Below are 19,540 nucleotides of genomic sequence, written 5' to 3' on the forward strand. Positions count from 1 at the left end.
CTCTCCTTAGGGTTAGAAGGTGTAGGTCATGCCCAGGGTGGTCACCCACTGATTTTTGCTGTCTACCAGGGGGGAGTGGCCAAACTCATTGCCCAGGCGGGTGTAGGCGGCGCCGTGGACGATGTCCAGGTGCTTGCTGATGGGCACCACTAGCTGGTAACCGGCGTGGTAGCTGAATTCTCCGTCGGCCTTGTAGGCGCGACGCCCTGGGGTGGCTTCGGAGGCTTTTACCCCGGTGTAGTAGTTGACGTAGTCCTTACTGGCGTAGTGCACGCCGGCAAAGGGCACCAAGTCGCCGAAGCCCAGTGTTAAAGGATGGAAGTAGGTGAGGTCGGCCTGATACCCCTTGTGAGTGCCGGTGACGTCGTGCTGGAACTTGGTAGACAGGGTGCCCTGGGCGAAGTGAACATCGGCGTTGAGGCCCAGCTCCGCACCCCAGTCCTTGTCCTCCATCCCTTTTAAAATGTCAGCGTCCCCGGAATCGATGCCGGGGGTGGCCACGGCAAACACGCTGAAGTTCATCTGGCTGTCGTTGTTGCCGTAGAAGCGGTAGTTGATGCCGCCCAGGTCGGCGTTGAAGTCTTCGCCATGGTAGCCGCCGTTGAGATAGACGCCGCTCTGGTGATCCTGGCCTTTGTAAAACTTGCTGCCGGTGGCCACACCGGCGCCGGCGAAGTAGCTGCCCTCGTGGATGTAGATGTTACCGTTACGGATGTAGGTGTTGCCGTCTGCCAGGGCCTGGCCGGAGATCAGGGCGGCGGTGATGAGCAGTGCAATCTGTTTCATGGTGTTCACTCTGGTGTTTGTCTGTTTGATGGGTGTCACTCTATCCACCAGTGGAATAAGACTCTGTATCCGAATGTATCCTGGCATGGGGATGACACGGATTTGCGGGTAGAATAGTCGCTATCGAATCGGTTCCACCGGCCCGAAGGCCGGGGCATAACAATCAGAGAAACCGGCAGGAAGATATGGACCTGAACAAAGCATTGCGGGGGGCCGCCGTCGGCTTGCTGGCGCTCTCCTGGGGCGCCCAGGCGGGAGACATTGCCGAGAGTGTCACTGGTGGGGTGTCTCACAGTGGTGACGGTGGCTACTTTGAGATGGGCGCGGCGGTCAGCTACCTGGGTTCCAGTGGCGACCTGCGTTACGAGGATGACGACAGCTTGCAGCCATCGCTGCTGATCAGCGGTGTCTATCAGTATGGTGGCCTGTTCGCCGAGATGATTCATCAGTCCCAGGATGGCATCAACCTGGGATTTAACTTCTGGAACTCGGAGAAATGGTCGCTGGATCTGCTGGCGGCCAACCTGCTGGGCTCCATCAGCCGCATCGATGGGGTCGACCCTTCCCAGCTCAATGAGATGGAGCGCAACTACTACCTGCTCTCGGAAGAGGACTCCCTCTACATCGGCGCCGGCCTGAGGGCGACCCGCTACTGGGACAACCAGTATGTGCTGCAGATGAGGCTGGTCCATGACTACTACGACGATCAGGGGATCTATGGCTCGGTGCGCCTGGGTAAATCCTGGCAAGTCAGGAACTGGAATTTCCACATGCTGGGCAGCATGGAGTACAGCTCCGCCACCCTCAACAGACACCTCTATGGGGTGAGCAAGGAGGAGGCCACCACCCTGTTTCCCGAGTACCGGCCCGATGGGTCGCTCTCTTTCGGCGTAGAGCTTGGGGTGGCCTACCCCATCAGTCAGAGCCTGGTGTTTCGCGGCTTCTACCGGTTCTGGTCCCTCCCCGGAGAGGTGACTGACAGTCCCTTCGTCAACGATGATCACCGCTCCGTGGCGAGCGTGTCCATCAGCTACGTGTTTTAGGAGGGATGATGATGACCATTCGTACCCTCTGTTGTTCGCTGATGCTGATGCCCCTGAGTGCCCTGGGCATGGACAGCCCGGTGCAGTTTACCGCCACCCCTGAGCGCTGCATCGCCCTGCACAAAGGGCAGCTTTGTTACCAGGACGTGGAGTTCAATTGGCAGACCCCGGAAAGTGGCCGCTTTTGTCTGATGCAGGCGCGGGACAGGCAGCAGCTGCTGTGCTGGACCGGGCGCAATCGCCAAAACTACCTGTTCAGTTTCGAGGGAGACAAAACCACCCGATTCAGCCTGATTCGTGAGGGAGAGCCCGTGCCGTTGGCTGAAGTAAAGGTCGAGGTGACCTGGGTCTACAAGGCGCCCAGACAGAGCCGTTCAGGCTGGAGGCTGTTCTGATGAGTAACAAGCATATCCTGGTGGTGGAGGATGACCTCTCCCTGGCGGAGTGGATCAGCGATTATCTGATAGAGCACGGCTACAGCGTCTCGGTGGCCAGCCAGGGAGACTACGCCCTGACCATGATCGCCGAGGAGACCCCGGATCTGGTGCTGCTCGATGTGATGATGCCGGTCAAAGACGGCTTCGAGGTGTGCCGCGAGGCCCGGGCCTTCTACCGTGGGCCGGTGCTGTTTATGACCGCCTGCAGCGAGGAGGGGGATGAGATCCTGGGCCTGGACGTCGGGGCTGATGATTACCTGACCAAGCCGGTGCGGCCCAAGGTGCTGCTGGCTCGAATTAAGGCGCTGCTGCGTCGCACCACGGATGCGCCACCCAAGGAGCAGCTTCATTTTGGCGAACTGGAGATGGACGCGGTAGCCAAGTCGGTGACGGTATCCGGTCAGAAGGTGGAACTGAACGACAATGAGTTTGACCTGCTGTGGCTGCTGGCCAACCGGGCCGGTACCGTGGTCACCCGCGAGGAGCTGACCCAGACCCTGCGGGGCATCGAGTATGACGGCCTGGATCGCTCCATCGACATTCGCGCCTCCAGACTGAGGCGCAAACTGCAGGAGGCGCCGCCTCAGCCCTATGTGATCAAGACTGTCCGGGGTAAGGGGTATCTGTTCTGCCAGGAGCAGGAGGGCTGATGAAGCGTCTGGCCCTGTCGCTGATGCTGGTGGTGTTGGTGGCCATCGCCGGTCTCGGCTGGTCCATCAGTGAGCTGGCCTCGGTTTATTCCCAGGAGGCGAGTCAGCCCAATGCCGCTACCCAGCTGGCGGCGGTGCAGCGCCTGGGGGAATCCCTGGCGCGGACCCTGGATGAGGAGCAGGAGTCTGCCTCGCTGATCCGCAGCTGGAACCGGCATAATCCTGAGCAACTGGCCCTGTCTGATCTGCGCGCCTTTGTGCTCCCACCGAGTCTGAGGCCGGGCTTCCTCGCCGGTGAGCCCCTGGTGCTGGAATCCGAGGAGGGGATCTCCCTACACTACCACCTGCCTTTGACCCAGAGGGTGCTCAGCATCAGCACCGGCCTGCAGTTCCCCGAGCAGCAGAGCGGCATCAATCAGATCTTTACCGTGATGTTCTACGCCGGGGTGGTGTTGATACTGCTGGTCTGGGTGTCTCCGCTGATCCGCAGCCTGATCAACCTCAGCCGGGTGGCCCAGGCGTTTGGCATGGGCCAGTTGGAGCAGCGGGTAAGCTCGGGCAGGGTTTCCTACATTCGGCCCATCGAGAACGAGTTCAACCATATGGCGGAGCGGATTCAGCAACTGCTTGAGGACAACAAGCTGCTGAGCCGGGCGGTGTCTCACGATCTGAAAACCCCTATCGCCAGGCTGAGATTTGGCATTGAAGCCCTAGAGGAGGTGCACAGCGAAGACCAGCGCCAGCGCTACCTGCAGAGGCTCTGCCGGGACCTGGATGCCATGGAGGAGTTGGTGGCGATCCTGCTGCAGTACGCCCGGCTGGATGAGGCCAACATCACCCCCAACTGGCAATCTCTGGACCTGACCGAACTGGTGGGCCGAGCCCTGGAGAATCAGCAGGGCGACGATAAGATTCTGATACTCCATGCCCCCGATGGCCTGCCACGGGTGATGGCGGACCCCCAGTACCTGGGGATGCAGGTCAACAACCTGGTCAGCAATGCCCTGAGGTTTGGCCAAAGCCGGGTCGAGCTGTCCCTTAGGCAGGAAGGCGATCGGGTGTGGCTTCATGTGGAGGACGACGGCGAGGGGATCGATGAAAGCGAGGCGGAACAGGTGCTCAAGCCCTTTGTCCGCGGGCGCCAGAGCCGGGGCAACGCCGGCCATGGCATGGGTCTGGCCATTGTGGCCCGCATTGCCCAGTGGATGGATACCCGCTTGACCGTCGGTCGTTCTAAAACCCTGGGAGGGGCAAAGTTCTCCCTGGGATTAAAGCAGGCGACCTAGTTTTGGGTACAATGTCGACACGTAGAGGCCTTAGTGGCTGGGTGCTGGCGCAAAAATACTCAGCAAAGGTCAACACGCCCTAAAAGGGTTGAGGCTTGAGGTAGTGGCGAATCTCGTCGTGGCTCATCAGGTGAATGCCATCGAAGGGCGCCACCTCCAGGGTGTAGAAGTAGAACTCCGGGCCCAGCTCTGGCCCCAGCATCTCCCGGACAAAGGTCAGCTGGGCATCGTGGGCCGGATGGCTCTTCGGCAGTTCGTCGGCGCCTTTCTCCTCTTCGCAGCACCAGGAGTGCACCCCTAGCTTGCCACCTGGATGGTAGACCCTTTTGGCGCCCGCCAGGAAGAGATCCACGCCACCGGAGTAGGCTTCACCGTCTGAGGGCATTACCGTGGTGAGCCCAGCCTGGCGGACAAGTCGGCCGCTGTGAAGGTTGATGCCGTCGAACAGGGAGCCAGGCACTTCCTGGAACACCAGCTCGGTAACCTCTGGGAGGGTCTGAACCAGGGTTCGCAGCTGCAGGTAGGCGTTGGTGCCCAAATCGCCTTTGAGCACGGCCCGGTGTCCCACCACATTCAGGCTGCTGCTGCCCGCCTCAAACACAGAGTCATTGAATATCAGCAGCGCCTGCTGGCGTGCGCCGCTCTGTTCATCTTCGAGGAGGCTCCTGAATACTGAGTTGTCCCCCTCTGTGGTCAGCTGCGCTTGTTCATCGACCAGGACTCTGCCCGGCGCCTCCATCATGACATCCTGATCGTCCGGATTGCCCAGCAGGATCACCAGCTCCCGTTCGCCATCGGGCTCTTCACCCAGTTCGGCGACGATAACGCCCTGATCGAAGCTCAGATAGACCCTTTGCTCCTCCATGTCCATATCCAGAAACCGTAAGGGGTATCGCTGACCATCAAGCTCCAGCCGTGCTTGCCGTTGTTGTTTTTGGAATTGGTTCAGATAATCAGGGAGGTTCTCCGGTGCCAGCCTACCGTTGTCGACAAAGTCGTTGGCGTGAACAGAAGCTGAAAGCAAGGCCAGAACGGCCAGGGGTCTAAGCACCGATTTGCTCCTTAAAAACGATGGTGAACCTGGCACCGCCCAGCTCGCTGTCGCTGACGGACAGCTGAGCCCCCAGTCTGTGGGCGGCGGCCTGGGCGATGGCCAGGCCAAGACCGAGTCCACCTGTTGCCTGGGTGCGGCTGCTGTCCAGGCGGGAGAAGGGGATGAAGATGAGTTCGCGATCTGTTTCCGGGATCCCTTCGCCATCCTCTTCCACATGGATCTGGGTGCCCTGATCCGTTGCCTCGGCGCTGAGGCGTACCTGACTGTGGCCATAGCGCTGGGCGTTGCTCATCAGGTTATCCAGCAGCAGCCGGAAACAGGTGGGGTTTACTCCCAGGGCGGGGAGGTTGGGGATATAGGCCCGTACCGGCAGTGTGCCGGTCTGCTGGAACCACTTCAGTCGCTGATCCAGAATCTCCGCCAGGTTCACATTGGGCTGCTTAGTGCAGGTGCCCTTGTCCGGGGAGTTCAGCCTGAACAGGGTCAGTACCTGATGGGTCAGCTGATCCATGTCCTCGATGTAGTTGTCGATGTCGTCCAGCAGCTCCACCTGCGCAGGCTTGTCGCACTGCTTGCGCAGCAGGCCGTTGGCCAGTTGGATCCGGCTAAGGGGGGTGCGCAGCTCATGGGGCACCGCCTGGGCCAGCACCCGGCTCTCCTCGACGGAGCGGGAGATGGCATCGGCCATCTTGTTGAAGCCGCTGCTCAGCTGGCGAACCGGTTCGGAGCGGGGCACATCGGCCCGGGCGCCCAGCTGCCCCTGACCAAATTTGGCCTGGGTGGCGCTGAGCCTTTGTATTTGGCGCTGCAGCTGGCGGGCGGGAAGGTAGATCACCGCGCCGAAGGCGGCCAGCATCAGGCCAAACAGCAGTAGGGTGCTGGCGACGTCGGGATCCTCTTCGACTATGGTTAGCAGGCCCTCATCCAGATCGCGGAACTCGGAGTCGTACAGCAGTTGTGAGCTGGCGGCTTCCGGATCTTCCTCCAGGATGCCCCTGAGGTCCTCTTCGAAGACGGCAAAATCCTTGTCGTACATCACCAGCACTCCCCCCTGCTCAGGCATAGGGAAGGTGGCGAGATAGCGAAACTCCTCCAGCTGGTAGACCTCACTGTCGTCGAAGCTGGCCATCAGTTTGCAGTCTTCGCAGGCCGGGGTATCCAGGCCCTCCAACCACTTGGTGTCCCAGGGAGACATGCTTAGATCGATGGCGCTGATGTACGCCTCGGCGGAGATCGACTGCATCTGCCAACTTTTACGGAAGAAGGTGACCATGGCGAAGGTGTCGGCATAGAAGTCCTGGACCTCGGTTTCCTCATACCAGGAGTCGCTGAAGCTGGAGGTCAGGAAAACGCTGCCCACCAGGGCCAGCACCATGCCCACATAGATGCGGGTGAACAGCGGGGGGATGAGTTTATTCATTGACCAGCATGTAGCCACGGTTGCGGACGGTGAGGATCAGCCGGTAGGGGGCCTTGGCATCCCCTAACTTTTTCCTCAGGCCTGAGATGCGCATGTCCACAGAGCGGTCATAACCATCGTAATCGATGCCTCGCAGCGCGCGGCAGCACTCCTCGCGGGTGACCACCTGGCCGGCGCTCTCGGCGAGCAGCAACAGCATCTTGTACTCGGACTCGGCCAGGTCCACCTCCTGGTGATTGAGGCTGACCTTCTGGCGGCGACGGTTGACGGTGATGGGGCCGACCTCCAGGCACTCCTGGCCTTGGGGTTGCCAGCGTCGCAGCAGCGCCTCGATGCGGGCGGTCAGCAGGTGGGGCTTGACCGGCTTGGTCAGATAGTCGTCGGCGCCGATCTTCAGCAGGCTGATCTCGCTGAACTCATCGTCACAGGCGGTCAGCACCATGATGGGCCGCTGGAAGAACTCCCTGGCGGCCCGGCAGACGTCGATGCCGCTCATCCCCGGTAGCATCAGGTCCAGCACCATCAGGTCTGGCTGAAACTCGCGGATGGCGGTCAGAGCCTCGTCACCCCTGTCTACGACCCGGGTTTCATACTGCTCAGCTTGCAGGTACATGGCGGTGAGTCGGGCGATTTCAGCATCGTCCTCGACGATCAAAATTTTGGCTTTGGCCACCTTGGTCCACTCAGTCGACAATTCTCCAGAGCCTAAGTGTACCCAGAGGGGCGACGATACCCCAGTGATCTTACATCGCCTTACAGCGATATGTGTCAGTTGCAGGGAGAGAGACGGTGTTCACCGGAGGGGGGGCACTGGGTTTGGCCGGACACAGGGCCCGGCTTCCTTTATTCGGCCGCTACCCCTCGGGTTGACAGACCTCATCGTTGAGCACCGCCTTCAGGGTGAGAACAAGCAGCAGCAGGATCACGCCGGTCACCAGAGCCAGCAGGGCGTAGGCCAGGTAGCCGAAAACCGCATTGCCTGTGGCGGTATACATCACCTGAGAGGCGACCGATGCGGCAGCCAGGGGGAAGGAGTAGGCCCACCAGCTGATATAGAAGCGGATCTTGGAGAAGCGGGGGAACTGAGTCACCAGCAGCAGCACCAGGAACATGGCTACGTTAAACAGTATTTGTCCCATGGGGTCCAGGCCACCGGTGAGCTTGGTGTAGGAGACAAAGCCCACCGCTGGCGGGGCAATGAAGATAAACAGGGTGGGCAGCAGCTTCTCTGGCAGAGGGTCGTGGAAGATCACCCGGTTGAGGATCAGCGCCTTGAGGATAAGCCAGAACAGAATGCCGATGGAGAAGAAAAACCAGCTGATCTCCATGAAGCCGTGTTCAACACCGGCGATGGGCACGATGACGTTGCCGACGATGGGAATAAACCAGGCCGGTGTGCTGTGAGCAATCTGGAACTTGGGGTGGTGGATCCATTGGGTTAGCACATAGAGGGTGAACAGCAGGTGCAGGACGGCACCACTGGCCCACAGCAGCAGAGACAGGGGCCTGGAGACCGGCAGCAGCGCGGCACTGAGCAGCAGCAGGCTGATGGAGATGGTAGGAAAGAAGCTGAGTTTCACCGGGTGCTCTAGCTCTGCCCGTACCGCCTGGCGCTGGGTAAACAGTTTCATCACGTAACTGCCGGAGACAACGGTAAACAGACATAGGGTCAGCCCAAGAAGCATCTGGCCCACCCAATTAGGGGCTCCCAGTACATGATGGGCTTTCTCCCAGGCCAGGGTCAGGCCACTCATCCCCATGATCATGGCGAAGAAGGAGATGGGAAAGTAGGCCAGCTTGGAAGAGTGGCTCAACTGTACTTGTTGATTCATCCGGACATCCTTGAATTAGATTATTCTAATATATTAGGGTTTCGTTGTAGAAAATTCCAGCGCAATGAGTGGCACCGGGATCACAAAGCTGGTTTCTGGAGAGACTAAAAACGAAAAAAGCCGCCCCAAGGGGGCGGCCAGGTTTCCGACAGTAATGATGAGTTGTGTTCGGTCGGAAAAGTCAGCAGGGTTACTTGTGGATCTTACCTCCATAGTTGTCCTGCAGGCTCTGCAGCTTGCTGCCTTCGGCGTGACACTCACCGCAGGCCCAGGCCTCTTTCAGGAAGGGGTTCATCTTGCTGTCTTCGCTGATCTGAGGCTTCTCATTGAACAGGTCGATGGTCACTACGTGGGTCATCTCGTCACCGAAGGTCACGCCGCCATTGGTGGTGGTGGTGGTGGCATTCTTGACGGTTTCCGGCATATGACAGCTGGTGCAGTCGAAGTTGGCGTGCAGGCTGACCGTGCCATCGTTGAACTCCTTGTTGGCGTGACAGTCGGTGCAAGCCTTTACCGCGCCATTGTGCTCAGCCTGGTCCTGGTTAACGGTGGACTTGTGTGGGTTGTGACAGCTGACGCAATCCAGACCCGCCAGGTAGTGAGGGTTGGTGGCTTCACCGGTTTCAGGATCGATGCCGAGGAACTCATCGTAGGTCTGGTGGTGCTTGGTCAGGCCTCCGGAGGCGTCGATGCGGCCGGCGGTTTCTGGCAGATCGCTGTCAGGGAAGGCGGTGTGGAACTTATTGACGTAGCCATTGCTGTGGTTACGGTCGCCGTCCCGGGTGTGACACTCACCGCAGTGTACGGGGGCACCAAAGCCCATGGTGTCGCTTTGCAGCAGTTCGGAGCTGCGTGGCTTGGCAATCTTGGTGATGTTCTCTGCAGAGGGTGCCTTGACGTGCTCGGAGCCAGCGCCGTGGCAGGCCTCACACTGCACCGCGGCCAGGGCAAAGGTGCCGCCCATGCCGGCCAGGTCATCCTGGCGATGGGGGTTCAGGGTTTCATCAAAGGGCTTCCAGCCGGTGTTGTGGCAGTTACCGCACTTGTACACCAGATCATCGTATTTCTCTGCATTCTTGTAGTCGCTGAGCTGCTGGTCGCCGGAGCCATACAGGTTGTACTGCACGTCGGCGCCGGTGACGATATGACCGTTCTTGTCGAAGAAGCGGATCTTCTTCCAGTAGCCGCCGGTGGTGTAGGTGACTCCCTCATAGGATTCGGGCACGCCAAGGGTGTTGCGGGCGGTTGCGCCATCCTGAACCGCTTCCAATGCACCGGTCACATCGGTGTAGGGGAAGGTCGGCATCTCACCGTCGATCTTGGAGATCTTGAAGTTATGCCCATGCTTCTGATGGCTCTCGAATTTACCGCTGTGGCAGGTGCCACAAGTTTCAGAGCCCACATAGGTCAGCTCAATCACCTCTTCGGTTACGGTGACCAGGATCTTGGCGGCGGTTTCATCTGTTCCGTCGCTGACCTTGTAATCGATGACATCGTCACCCACGTAACCGGCGGGGTCGTATTGGATCTGGCCATCTTTCACCTCGGCGTTGCCGTGGGTGGCGATGGCGGAGCTCAGTGTCAGGGTGTCACCATCAGCGTCGCTGGCGGAGGCCAGGGCATCGATCATGATGGCAGTGGCGCTGGTGGTGGCGGCATCCAGATCCACTGCGACTGGTGGCGTATTTGGGTCCGGAAGGACGGTATCGTTGTTGTTGTCGTCGCTGCCGCAAGCGGTCAGCAGAGTGGCGGCAATTAGGGATGCCAATAGTTTGGTGTGGGTTTTCATCATCATTCTCCTGCAGTGGTATTCCACTGTCTGTTTCCCAACTGCAGTATCGAATTTGATGAAAATGTCATCCAGATTAGGGAAGTTGACACAACGTTACCCTCTGATAAGAGAACTTATCAGATTGGGGGGCAACCCCATGATTTTAATGATTTACTTGGTCGGAAGAGGAGCTGAGTAGGGCCACCATTTGTTGCCCTTGTGTTGTCAGAAAATAGACCTTGCTCGCATTTTGCTCGACCAGGCCGCTTTGCCTGAGTTGGCGAAGGTGGAAGTTGAACTGGGTGTGGTTCTCTACCCCAGCCAGGCGGCAGAGATCCATAAAGCGAAGTTTCTTATGTCGGGCAAGCTGTTGCAGCACCGCCCGGCGCATGGGATTGGAGAGGGCGGAGAACACCTTGTTGGCGTCTTCATCCTCTAAAGCCATCGCAGGTTGCTTCTGGGCCTGAACACGTCGCAGGGTGGTGATCAGGGTGGCCAGGTTGAAGGGCTTGGTAATGAAGTCGTCGGCCCCCTTCTTCATGGCGTCCACTGCGGTGTCTACGGTGGCAAAGGCGGTGGTGATCACCACGCTGATGCCCGGTTGCAACCGCTTGAGGGCGGCGATCGCCTCGACGCCGGTCATGCCGGGCATCACCAGGTCAAACAGGGCGATATCGAACTTGCGCTGCTCGGCCAGATCCAGCGCCTGCTCGGCACTGTGGCAGGCGTAGACGTCACACCCCTCAGACTGCAGGACCTCGGTGATGGTGTCGTTGAGTTCCAGGTCATCCTCGGCAAGCAATACGGTCAGGGTCACGGGGCGCTCCTTGGCAGAGTGAAGCTGGCCTCCAGGCCAGGGGCTTTGTTGGTCAGCACCAGTTCGCCCTGATGCTGCTGGATAATCTGCTGGCAGATCGCCAGACCCAGACCGGTACCCTGGCCCTGGGGTTTGGTGGTAAAGAAGGGACTCATGGCCTGATTCAGTTGTTCTGTTGTCATGCCCTTTCCCCAGTCTTCTACGGTCACCAGCACGCGGTCTCGGTACTCCTGGGCGCTCAGTCTGAGGCGGCGTTCATCGCCACTGGCATCAATGGCATTGTTGACCAGGTTAATGATCACCTCTTCCAGCTTGACCGAATCCCCTTCCACCAGCAATCCGCTTTGCAGGTTCAGCTCCACATCGAAGTGTTTCAGCCGGTGCTGCATCAGCTTCAGGGCGGAGTCGATGACATGAGTGATAGATACCTGGCAGTGCTCATTGTCGTTTCTGGCAAAATGCAACACCTCCTGACTGATGTGACTAGCTCGATTCAGACCGTGGCGTATCCGCTCAAGTTGGCGTCTTGGCTCCGGAGCCCCGTCCAGTTGTCGTTCCAGCAGGTCGCAGCTTAGGGTCGCGTAACTCAGAGGCGTTTTGATCTCATGGGCGATACCGGAAGCCAACTCCCCCATGGCCCGCAGCTTTTCTCCTCGCATGATGCGCCGCTGCTGCTCCTCGATCTGTTCCTGGTACTCCAGATCGAACAGCTTGAGTGCCTGGAGCAGACTCACCAGCAGGCCGAACGCACAAAGCATGCGTACTATGGGAACCCAGATTCCCCAGGTTGACGAGAGAAGGCCTGCTGCAATGGCGTAGGCTATGAGGGCGATGCCTGCCCAGGCGAAGGGGTGCGCCCCCTGGTGATGGAGGGCGGACAATTCCCGGGCATAGTAGATCATCGCCACTCCGGCCAGACAACCACCTGCAAGACCGAATATCCAGCGTGTTAACTGCACCGAGAGCAGCAGAGAGTCTTCTATGGGGAAAGTAGCCAGGTGCACCAGGGTGGCGATCAGATAGAGAATCAGAAGGCCAGGAACCAGGGTGCCCAGCCAGCGCCGGTGGGGCGCGGTAAGAATGTCCAGCATTTTCCAGGCAAACCATACCAGGGCCAGGAAGGAGATCAGCAACTTGGCGATGCGCATCAGCTTGATCCACACCCACCATTGGTGGGTCAGGGTGCCGATCCACAGCTTGAGATAAAGTTCAGACCATTCATGAAAGGCATGGGTAAAGCCGAACAGGGCCAGGGCGGGCAGGGCGGAGGCGATGGCCAGTTTGCTGACCTTGAGGTTGCGAAAGCTGATGACGCAGCCGATGGTGAAAAACACCAGACCGTAAAACAGGTAGACATTGAACACTAAGAGCTCATTCATGGGGCCAGCCTAGCTCAATGCGGGGAGGAGGTGGTGTGATCTCCTTGGGGTTTTCTTCGCCGCTGTTCAGCAAAGGTCACAAAAAAAGCCTCCGCAGGTGGAGGCTTTTTTGTCGTCTGTGCCAGAGCTACTTCTCGGTGGCCAGATAGTTCATCAACTCAGTCAGCTCGCTCAGGGTGCGGATCTGGCTCATGTTGATCATGTACTTGTCGTTGACCACGAAGGTGGGGACGCTCTGGATACGGAACTTCTGCTGGTCCACCATCCAACCCATCACCTTCTGCTTGACCGCATCGCTGGCGGCGATCTTGTCGTAGTCGGCAACGTCGACGCCATTGTCGGTAAATACCTTCTTGATGTCGTTGCGGTTGTGGATGCCCGCTTCCGCTTCGTGGTCGTGGGACTCACCTTCTCCGTGGTGGTGATCGCCGCCCGCCAGGATGGCAAACAGGGGCTTTTTCACCTTCTCTTCGACGCCCATCTCCTGCATCACGGCCAGAGAGAGGATCACCTCATTGCCGATCTCGGAGTTCATGAAGTCCACGTGGGCCTGCTGGAAGTCGATGGACTTGTCCAGGCCAGGCTTGATCAGCGGCAGGTAGCGTTTCTCCATGTTGTAGCAGTGGCCACAGTAGAGGGAGAAAAACTCCTTGATAACGGGCTTTTCGGACGCCGGCTTATCGCTGACGACCATGTAGTGGGTACCTTCAACAAATTGGGCCGCCCAGGTCGCCAGGGGGGCGAACATCAGGGCCAGGGCCAGGGCAATACGCTTGCTCACTCGGTTGTCCTTTTGGTCAGGTTGTGGATTCAGCTTAGAACATATGTTGGGGCGTATGCTAAACCCTTGTGCCACACCAAGGTCAATCCCTGATGTTGCCAAAGGGTGAACCGCTTCGCCTTTTGCAAACTATTCAGAATTCGGGGGAACTTTCATCGCTCACGGAGAGTGAGCGATACAGGTTCGGACGGTGGATCTCCATCAGCCTCTCTGGATGGGCACTGGGGCCAAACCCGACAGGGCGATAGAGCTCATGGGCATCGACAGTGGCCAGCATGATGCGTCTCAGCCGCTGGGTTTCCTCCATCTCGAACAGAGAGTCCAGCAGCCATTTCGCCAGCCCCTGACCTCGAAATTCTCGAAGGATAAAGAGGTCTGCCAGGTAGCCAAAGGTGGCGTAATCGGTGATCAGTCGGGCGAAGCCCACCTGCCGCTCGCCATGATACAGGCCAAAGCACAGGGCGTTGTCGATGCCTGTGTCCACCAGAGCCCGCGGGATGCCGGGAGACCAGTAGGCCTCTTCGCTCAGGTAGCGGTGCACCATGGTCCGATCCAGTCTGGCCCGGTCAGTGCTCAGCAGGAACTCGCCCCGCTGCCACTGGCGCTTGGGATCACTCTTCAGCGCCGGGTTCCTGCTTGGCTTCCAGCTCCGCCAGTCGAGCTTCCAGCTGCTCCACCATCTGGCGGGTTTTGGCCAGCACCGCACTCTGGCGGTCGAACTCTTCCCGGCTGACCATATCCAGTTTGGCCAGCTGGCTCTGCAGAATGGTCTTGGCTTTGGATTCAAAATCTTCCGCTGCACTCTTCAGCCCGGGGGGCAGGGCGTCGTTCATCTGCTTGGCGATCTGTTCCAGCTTGTCCGTGTTAATCATGGTATCTACTCCGTAATGCTTGGATTTATGGTAACAAAGAATTCGCCCACAGGGGGAGTCTCATCATAGGCGCACCAGGCCGCCATTTCCGGTAGAATAGCGCTCCTAATTGAGACGGGAGAAATAATGAGACTGAATCCTGGTCAGCAGGAGGCCGTAGAGTATGTGTCCGGCCCCTGCTTGGTACTGGCCGGAGCCGGCAGCGGCAAGACCCGGGTGATCACCAACAAGATCGCCTATCTGGTGCAGCAGTGTGAATATCAGGCGCGACATATCGCGGCGGTGACCTTTACCAATAAGGCCGCCCGTGAGATGCGCGAGCGGGTGTCCCAAACCCTGGGCAAGAAAGAAGCCCGGGGCCTGTGGGTCTCCACCTTTCACACCCTGGGACTGGAGATCGTTCGCCGGGAGCACAAGTCTCTGGGGCTCAAGCCCAATTTTACCCTGTTCGATGACCAGGACAGCCTGGCCCTGCTCAAGGAGCTCACCGAGAATGAGCTGGAGGGGGATAAGGATCAGCTGAATGCGCTGATCAATGCCATCAGCAACTGGAAGAACGATCTGGTATTGCCGGACAAGGCGCTGCAGCTGGCGCGGGATCCGCAAGCCATCCTGTTCGCCCAGCTCTATGGTCGTTATCGTGAACACCTGACCGCCTACAACGCCCTGGATTTTGATGATCTCATCATGATCCCCACCCTGCTGCTGGCCAGCAGTGAAGAGGTGCGTGAGCGCTGGCAGAATCGCATCCGCTATCTGCTGGTGGACGAATACCAGGACACCAACACCAGTCAGTACCAGCTGGTGAAGTTGTTGGTGGGACAACGGGCCCGCTTCACCGTGGTGGGGGACGACGATCAGTCCATCTACTCCTGGCGGGGCGCCAAGCCTCAGAACCTGGTGCTGCTGGGTCAGGACTTCCCCAAGCTCAGGCTGATCAAGCTGGAGCAGAACTACCGCTCCAGTCAGCGGATTCTCAAGGCGGCCAATATCCTGATCGCCAATAACCCCCATGTCTATGACAAGCGGCTGTTCTCCGAGCTGGGTTATGGGGATCCCCTGCGGGTGCTCAGTGCCAATAACGAGGACCACGAGGCGGAGAGGGTGGTGGCCGAGCTGATTCGTCACCGCTTTGTGAACCGCACCGACTATAAAGAGTACGCCATCCTCTACCGGGGTAACCATCAGGCGCGGCTGTTTGAAAAGGCGCTGATGACCAACCGCATCCCCTACAAGCTGTCCGGCGGCACCTCCTTCTTCTCCCGGGCGGAGATCAAGGACATCATGGCCTACCTGCGACTGCTGGTGAATGGCGACGATGACAACGCTTTCCTGCGCATCTGCAACGTGCCCAAGCGCGGCATGGGGCCGGCCACCCTGGAGCGCCTCGGACGTCTGGCCAACCAGCGACAGCTGAGTCTGTTTGCCGCCGCGTTCGAGCCGGATCTGGAGCAGCACCTACCCAAGTCCGCCGCCGAGTCGGTGATGGTGTTCACCCGCTGGGTGGTGGAGTTGGCGGACCGGGCGATGCGCGGCGACACCCTGGCGGCGCTCAAGGATCTGGTGCGGGAGATCAACTACGAAGACTTCCTCTACGACACCTCCCCCAGCCCCAAGGCGGCGGAGATGCGGATGAAGAACGTGTCCGAGCTCTATCGCTGGATCACCGACATGCTGGAGGGAGACGATCTCGAAGAGCCCATGACCCTGCCTCAGGTGGTGACCAAGCTGACCCTGAGGGACATGATGGAGCGCAACTCCGAGGAGGAGGAGGCGGATCAGGTGCAACTGATGACGTTTCACGCCTCCAAGGGGCTGGAGTTCCATTATGTGTTTATGGTCGGCATGGAGGAGGGGCTGCTGCCTCATCAGAGCAGCCTGGACGAAAACAACGTCGAGGAGGAGCGCCGCCTGGCCTACGTGGGGATCACCCGGGCCCAGAAGGAGCTGATCTTTACCCTGTGCCGGGAGCGTCGCCAGTTCGGTGAGCAGATCCGCTGTGAACCCAGCCGATTCCTGGCGGAGTTGCCCCAGGATGATCTCGACTGGGACAAGGGCAGAAAGCGCCAGACGGAGGCCCAGCGCCAGCAGTCTGGCAAGGCCAATATCGCCGCTTTGCGGGCGATGCTGAAGAACAAACAGTGACTTTTCGCGATCGCTGGTGACAAAAACCGCCGCTTTAGCTATTTTTTGGTCGGTCGAGCGGTATTTTTGGAAAAAACGTTGGACCTGTGCCGGTGTTCACCGTAACATAGCCGCCGTCAAAGGAAGCGCCCATAGCTCAGCTGGATAGAGCGCACCCCTCCGGAGGGTGAGGCCGGGGGTTCGAATCCTCCTGGGCGCGCCATTTTCCGCCAGGGGATTTGGTTTGACACAAAAGACTCTGTGGTGGCTGTAGCTCAGTTGGTAGAGTCCCGGATTGTGATTCCGGTTGTCGTGGGTTCAAATCCCATCAGCCACCCCATTATTCATAGAGAAGCCGCTGTTTATCAGCGGCTTTTTCTGTTTCTGGCCCCCGAGAAATCCTCCTTTTTCGTCCAGGCTTTGCCCCCACTGACTCGCGCCCATAAAAAAGCCCCGCTCCATGGCGAGGCTTTCTGACGGTCAACGGCGTTAGCCGCCGGTCAGGCTCATAAAACGCAGGATCTGGGTGCCCTCTTCGTGACCGAACAGGTGCTTCTCCGGCTTCACCCTCATGGCGGTGATGATCGCCTGCTTCACCGCTTCGACACTGCCGTCGTTGTCTCGCAGAATCTGTTTCAGATCCACGGAGTTCTCGTTACCCAGGCACAGCAGCAGCTCACCCTTCACCGTTACCCGTACCCGGTTACATTCGTGGCAGAAGTTGTGGCTGTGTGGCGAGATGAAGCCCACGCGAATGTCGCTGTCCGCCATCTTGTAGTAGCGGGCTGGACCACCGGTACGCTCCGAGGTGGGGATCAGTGGGTAGGTGGGTTCGATGAAGCCACGAACCTCTTCCGAGGTACACAGGGTCTGCTCCCGGCGCTCACCGTCGAAGGCGCCCAGGGGCATCTCCTCGATAAAGCTGATGTCGACGCCCTTCTCCCGGGCAAAGTTCACCAGATCCAGCACCTCATGGTCATTCTTACCCTTCATCACCACGGCGTTGATCTTGATGCGCTCGAAATCGGCATCCCGGGCGGCGTCGATGCCGGCCAACACTCGCTCCAGGTTGCCCTTGCGGGTGACCTCGGCGAAACGGTCTGGGTCCAGGGTATCCAGGCTGATGTTGAGGCGCTGCAGGCCATTGCCAGACATCACCTGGGCGAACTTGGTCAGTCGCGAGCCATTGGTGGTCATGGACAGGTCCTTCAGACCCGGCAGCTTGGACAACTTGCGCACCAGCACACTCAGGTCGGTGCGCACCAGGGGCTCTCCACCGGTGAGGCGAATCCGCTCGACGCCCAGTTCGGTGAAGGCCTGGGCGATAACGCTCAGCTCCTCCAGGGTCAGAACATCATCCCGCTTGAGGAACTTGGGGTTCTCGTCCATGCAGTAGACGCAGCGGAAGTCGCAGCGGTCGGTGACCGACAGCCGCAGGTAATCGATCTTACGGCCAAAGCCGTCCATCAGGCTCATGGGTTGCTCCCGTTACAGCAGATCGGCGAAGGGCTGAACCCAAACCGTCTCGCCAGCGCTGACGTTGCCCTGGCACTCTTCAATAATAATCAGGCAGTTGCCTTGAACCATTGAGCTCAGGATCCCTGAGCCCTGGGCGCCGGTGGTGGTCACCGTCAATTCACCCAGGTTGTTCAGTTGCATGATGCCGCGCTGGAACTCGGTGCGGCCCTGCTTGGAGCGCATCGGCTCACCAGCGGTGGCGCGCATCATCTGCGGTTTCCAGTTGGGCTCGCCCATCATCTTGCGCAGGGCGGGCTGGACAAACTGCATAAAGGAGACCATCACCGCCACCGGGTTGCCGGGCAGACCGAACAGCAGGGTGTCCTTGATCTTGCCGAATGCCAAAGGACGACCGGGGCGCATGGCGATCTTCCAGAAGTCGATGTGACCCAGGCGCTCCATCACCGGCTTGATGAAGTCGGCGTCGCCAACGGAGACACCACCAGAGGTGATCACTACGTCCGCCTGCTCGCTGGCGGCCTGCAGCGCGTCGGCCATCGCTTCTTCGGTGTCTTCCAGAATGCCCAGGTCCACCACTTCGCAGCCCAGCTTGGCCAGCATCCCCTGGATGGTGAAGCGGTTGGAGTCGAAGATGCAGTTGGGCTTCAGGGGCTCGCCGGGCTGACACACTTCGTCGCCGGTGGAGAACACCGCCACCTTAGGCTTGCGGTAGACCGGCAGTTCACCCAGGCCCAGGGAGGCCAGCAGGCCCAGCTCGGCAGGACCGATGTGGTTGCCAGCAGTCAGGGCGGTGGCGCCAACGGCAATGTCTTCGCCGGCCTGACGGATGTTCTGTCCGGTTTCGATGTCACCGTCGAAGCGGACCTGGTCTCCCTCCTGGGTGGCCAGCTCGCGCATGATGACGGTATCCACGCCGGCAGGCAGTGGGGCGCCGGTCATGATCTTCACCGCTTCACCGGACTGAACCTCGGCGTCATAGCCGTGACCGGCCAATACTTCGGCCACCACGGTGAAGCTGTCATGCTGGCCGTCGTTACGGATGGCATACCCATCCATGGCGGAGTTGGTGTGCTGTGGGACATTGACCGGAGAGGCGATGTCTGTGCCCAGTACCCGGTTCTGCGCCTGCAACAGCGGAGTGGCTTCGGTGGTGGTGACCGGCTTCACTTCGCCAAGGATGCGCGCCTGGCCCTGGGCGACGGAGAGCTGCTTGCGTTCCACGTCGTCACAGCCGCAGGTGCCCAGAGGGGCGTAGCCAACCGGTTTCCAGTCGGCGGCAAACTGTTCGATAAAGTCGGCAATGGCATCGACGTCGTTGATGTCCAGCACCGGCAGGGCCAAATCCTCTGGCAACTGGGTGTCGGCGTCTACGGCGATGCCGCGGATGGCGTCATCCTGGGTAAAGACGAAGGGCTTGCCGACCTCGGCGCGGTGCAGCTCCAGCTTGGGCAGGGGCAGTTTCTTGAACCCTTCCACCAGAATCATGTCCACCCGGGTCTGATCGATCATCCCCAGCAGCTCTTTCAGGTCGGGGTCGCCGTCGGTGACCTTTTCCGCCATCAGGGCGCGGCGGATGTGGGAGGCCACCAGCATCTGTTCGGCGCCGGATTTGCGCAGCTCGTAGGAGTCCTTGCCGGGAATGTCGACGTCGAAGTTGTGGTGGGCGTGTTTGATCACGGCCAGCTTCTTGCCACGACGATTGAGCTCTGGGATCAGCTTTTTCAGCAGCGTGGTTTTTCCGGTGCCACTGTAGGCGCAGATGCCCAGTACCGGCACCCGGCAATCCGCCAGAATTTGGTCGACATTCAT

Annotated in this window: 18 protein-coding genes and 2 tRNA genes; 7 read left to right on the forward strand and 13 right to left on the reverse strand. The window is 59.5% G+C overall.

The window, feature by feature from the left end:
- Positions 1-12: 12 nt before the first annotated feature.
- Complete coding sequence (locus ACN0RV_RS00215; RefSeq protein WP_417344513.1) at positions 13-786, reverse strand: MipA/OmpV family protein; 774 nt, start codon at positions 784-786, stop codon at positions 13-15.
- 185 nt (positions 787-971) lie between these two features.
- Between ACN0RV_RS00215 and ACN0RV_RS00220 the strand changes: the two genes are divergently transcribed.
- Genes ACN0RV_RS00220 through ACN0RV_RS00235 form a run of 4 tightly spaced genes read left to right on the forward strand, consistent with a single transcriptional unit; the run spans position 972 to position 4,202 of the window.
- Positions 972-1,829 (forward strand): MipA/OmpV family protein, encoded by an 858-nt coding sequence (locus ACN0RV_RS00220; protein ID WP_417344515.1) that lies wholly within the window; start codon positions 972-974, stop codon positions 1,827-1,829.
- Positions 1,830-1,837: 8 nt separating this feature from the next.
- Positions 1,838-2,224, forward strand: a complete 387-nt coding sequence (locus ACN0RV_RS00225; RefSeq protein ID WP_417344517.1) for a DUF3019 domain-containing protein — start codon at positions 1,838-1,840, stop codon at positions 2,222-2,224.
- Complete coding sequence (locus tag ACN0RV_RS00230; RefSeq protein ID WP_286342990.1) at positions 2,221-2,916, forward strand: response regulator; 696 nt, start codon at positions 2,221-2,223, stop codon at positions 2,914-2,916. The genes ACN0RV_RS00225 and ACN0RV_RS00230 overlap by 4 nt, the downstream gene beginning before the upstream one ends.
- Complete coding sequence (locus ACN0RV_RS00235) at positions 2,916-4,202, forward strand: ATP-binding protein (RefSeq protein WP_417344519.1); 1,287 nt, start codon at positions 2,916-2,918, stop codon at positions 4,200-4,202. The genes ACN0RV_RS00230 and ACN0RV_RS00235 overlap by 1 nt, the downstream gene beginning before the upstream one ends.
- A 79-nt stretch (positions 4,203-4,281) precedes the next feature.
- Here ACN0RV_RS00235 and ACN0RV_RS00240 read toward each other — a convergent pair whose 3' ends face one another.
- The 10 genes from ACN0RV_RS00240 to ubiK form a co-directional block, all read right to left on the reverse strand.
- Positions 4,282-5,253 carry a hypothetical protein gene (locus ACN0RV_RS00240; RefSeq protein WP_417344520.1) on the reverse strand — a complete coding sequence of 324 codons (972 nt, stop codon included), beginning with the start codon at positions 5,251-5,253 and terminating at the stop codon, positions 4,282-4,284.
- Positions 5,246-6,676, reverse strand: coding sequence for an ATP-binding protein (locus ACN0RV_RS00245; RefSeq protein WP_417344522.1), 1,431 nt, complete (start codon positions 6,674-6,676; stop codon positions 5,246-5,248). Before ACN0RV_RS00245 ends, ACN0RV_RS00240 begins: the two co-directional genes overlap by 8 nt.
- The gene (locus ACN0RV_RS00250; RefSeq protein WP_417344524.1) at positions 6,669-7,370 is read right to left on the reverse strand and encodes a response regulator transcription factor; all 702 of its coding nucleotides are present in this window, start codon (positions 7,368-7,370) and stop codon (positions 6,669-6,671) included. The genes ACN0RV_RS00245 and ACN0RV_RS00250 overlap by 8 nt, the downstream gene beginning before the upstream one ends.
- A 160-nt stretch (positions 7,371-7,530) precedes the next feature.
- Positions 7,531-8,508: an SLAC1 anion channel family protein gene (locus tag ACN0RV_RS00255; RefSeq protein ID WP_417344526.1), complete on the reverse strand. Its 978-nt coding sequence runs from the start codon at positions 8,506-8,508 to the stop codon at positions 7,531-7,533.
- A 190-nt stretch (positions 8,509-8,698) separates the two neighbouring features.
- On the reverse strand, positions 8,699-10,297 hold the full coding sequence (locus ACN0RV_RS00260; protein WP_417344528.1) for an Ig-like domain-containing protein: 1,599 nt from the start codon (positions 10,295-10,297) through the stop codon (positions 8,699-8,701).
- Between the two features lie 145 nt (positions 10,298-10,442).
- A complete protein-coding gene (locus ACN0RV_RS00265; protein WP_417344530.1) occupies positions 10,443-11,096 on the reverse strand; it encodes a response regulator in 654 nt (217 codons plus the stop codon).
- Positions 11,093-12,475: a sensor histidine kinase gene (locus tag ACN0RV_RS00270; RefSeq protein WP_417344532.1), complete on the reverse strand. Its 1,383-nt coding sequence runs from the start codon at positions 12,473-12,475 to the stop codon at positions 11,093-11,095. The genes ACN0RV_RS00265 and ACN0RV_RS00270 overlap by 4 nt, the downstream gene beginning before the upstream one ends.
- A gap of 127 nt (positions 12,476-12,602) precedes the next feature.
- The gene (locus ACN0RV_RS00275) at positions 12,603-13,256 is read right to left on the reverse strand and encodes a thiol:disulfide interchange protein DsbA/DsbL (RefSeq protein WP_417344534.1); all 654 of its coding nucleotides are present in this window, start codon (positions 13,254-13,256) and stop codon (positions 12,603-12,605) included.
- 133 nt (positions 13,257-13,389) lie between these two features.
- Positions 13,390-13,800 (reverse strand): GNAT family N-acetyltransferase, encoded by a 411-nt coding sequence (locus tag ACN0RV_RS00280; protein WP_417344536.1) that lies wholly within the window; start codon positions 13,798-13,800, stop codon positions 13,390-13,392.
- A 67-nt stretch (positions 13,801-13,867) separates the two neighbouring features.
- On the reverse strand, positions 13,868-14,128 hold the full coding sequence (gene ubiK, locus ACN0RV_RS00285) for a ubiquinone biosynthesis accessory factor UbiK (RefSeq protein WP_417344538.1): 261 nt from the start codon (positions 14,126-14,128) through the stop codon (positions 13,868-13,870).
- Positions 14,129-14,254: 126 nt separating this feature from the next.
- On the opposite strand from ubiK, the gene rep reads away from it, so the two are divergent.
- The 3 genes from rep (at position 14,255) to ACN0RV_RS00300 (ending at position 16,592) form a co-directional block, all read left to right on the forward strand.
- Positions 14,255-16,273: a DNA helicase Rep gene (gene rep, locus ACN0RV_RS00290; protein ID WP_417344540.1), complete on the forward strand. Its 2,019-nt coding sequence runs from the start codon at positions 14,255-14,257 to the stop codon at positions 16,271-16,273.
- 125 nt (positions 16,274-16,398) lie between these two features.
- Positions 16,399-16,475, forward strand: a tRNA-Arg gene (locus ACN0RV_RS00295).
- 41 nt (positions 16,476-16,516) lie between these two features.
- Positions 16,517-16,592: transfer RNA gene (locus tag ACN0RV_RS00300), tRNA-His, on the forward strand.
- A gap of 149 nt (positions 16,593-16,741) precedes the next feature.
- Here the strand turns inward: ACN0RV_RS00300 and moaA are convergent.
- Positions 16,742-17,728: a GTP 3',8-cyclase MoaA gene (gene moaA, locus ACN0RV_RS00305; protein ID WP_417344542.1), complete on the reverse strand. Its 987-nt coding sequence runs from the start codon at positions 17,726-17,728 to the stop codon at positions 16,742-16,744.
- Between the two features lie 12 nt (positions 17,729-17,740).
- A complete protein-coding gene (locus ACN0RV_RS00310) occupies positions 17,741-19,540 on the reverse strand; it encodes a bifunctional molybdopterin-guanine dinucleotide biosynthesis adaptor protein MobB/molybdopterin molybdotransferase MoeA (RefSeq protein ID WP_417344544.1) in 1,800 nt (599 codons plus the stop codon).

This window comes from Ferrimonas sp. (genome assembly GCF_048263965.1).
Taxonomy (GTDB): Bacteria; Pseudomonadota; Gammaproteobacteria; order Enterobacterales; family Shewanellaceae; genus Ferrimonas.

Excerpts from the sequence above, each read along its gene's own strand:
- ACN0RV_RS00215 (WP_417344513.1), bottom strand. The coding sequence starts at position 786 with ATGAAACAGATTGCACTGCTCATCACCGCCGCCCTGATCTCCGGCCAG.
- ACN0RV_RS00220 (WP_417344515.1), top strand. The coding sequence starts at position 972 with ATGGACCTGAACAAAGCATTGCGGGGGGCCGCCGTCGGCTTGCTGGCG.
- ACN0RV_RS00225 (WP_417344517.1), top strand. The coding sequence starts at position 1,838 with ATGATGACCATTCGTACCCTCTGTTGTTCGCTGATGCTGATGCCCCTG.
- ACN0RV_RS00235 (WP_417344519.1), top strand. The coding sequence starts at position 2,916 with ATGAAGCGTCTGGCCCTGTCGCTGATGCTGGTGGTGTTGGTGGCCATC.
- ACN0RV_RS00245 (WP_417344522.1), bottom strand. The coding sequence starts at position 6,676 with ATGAATAAACTCATCCCCCCGCTGTTCACCCGCATCTATGTGGGCATG.
- ACN0RV_RS00255 (WP_417344526.1), bottom strand. The coding sequence starts at position 8,508 with ATGAATCAACAAGTACAGTTGAGCCACTCTTCCAAGCTGGCCTACTTT.
- ACN0RV_RS00260 (WP_417344528.1), bottom strand. The coding sequence starts at position 10,297 with ATGAAAACCCACACCAAACTATTGGCATCCCTAATTGCCGCCACTCTG.
- ACN0RV_RS00270 (WP_417344532.1), bottom strand. The coding sequence starts at position 12,475 with ATGAATGAGCTCTTAGTGTTCAATGTCTACCTGTTTTACGGTCTGGTG.
- ACN0RV_RS00280 (WP_417344536.1), bottom strand. The coding sequence starts at position 13,800 with ATGGTGCACCGCTACCTGAGCGAAGAGGCCTACTGGTCTCCCGGCATC.
- ubiK (WP_417344538.1), bottom strand. The coding sequence starts at position 14,128 with ATGATTAACACGGACAAGCTGGAACAGATCGCCAAGCAGATGAACGAC.
- rep (WP_417344540.1), top strand. The coding sequence starts at position 14,255 with ATGAGACTGAATCCTGGTCAGCAGGAGGCCGTAGAGTATGTGTCCGGC.
- moaA (WP_417344542.1), bottom strand. The coding sequence starts at position 17,728 with ATGAGCCTGATGGACGGCTTTGGCCGTAAGATCGATTACCTGCGGCTG.
- ACN0RV_RS00310 (WP_417344544.1), bottom strand. The coding sequence starts at position 19,540 with ATGAATGTCGACCAAATTCTGGCGGATTGCCGGGTGCCGGTACTGGGC.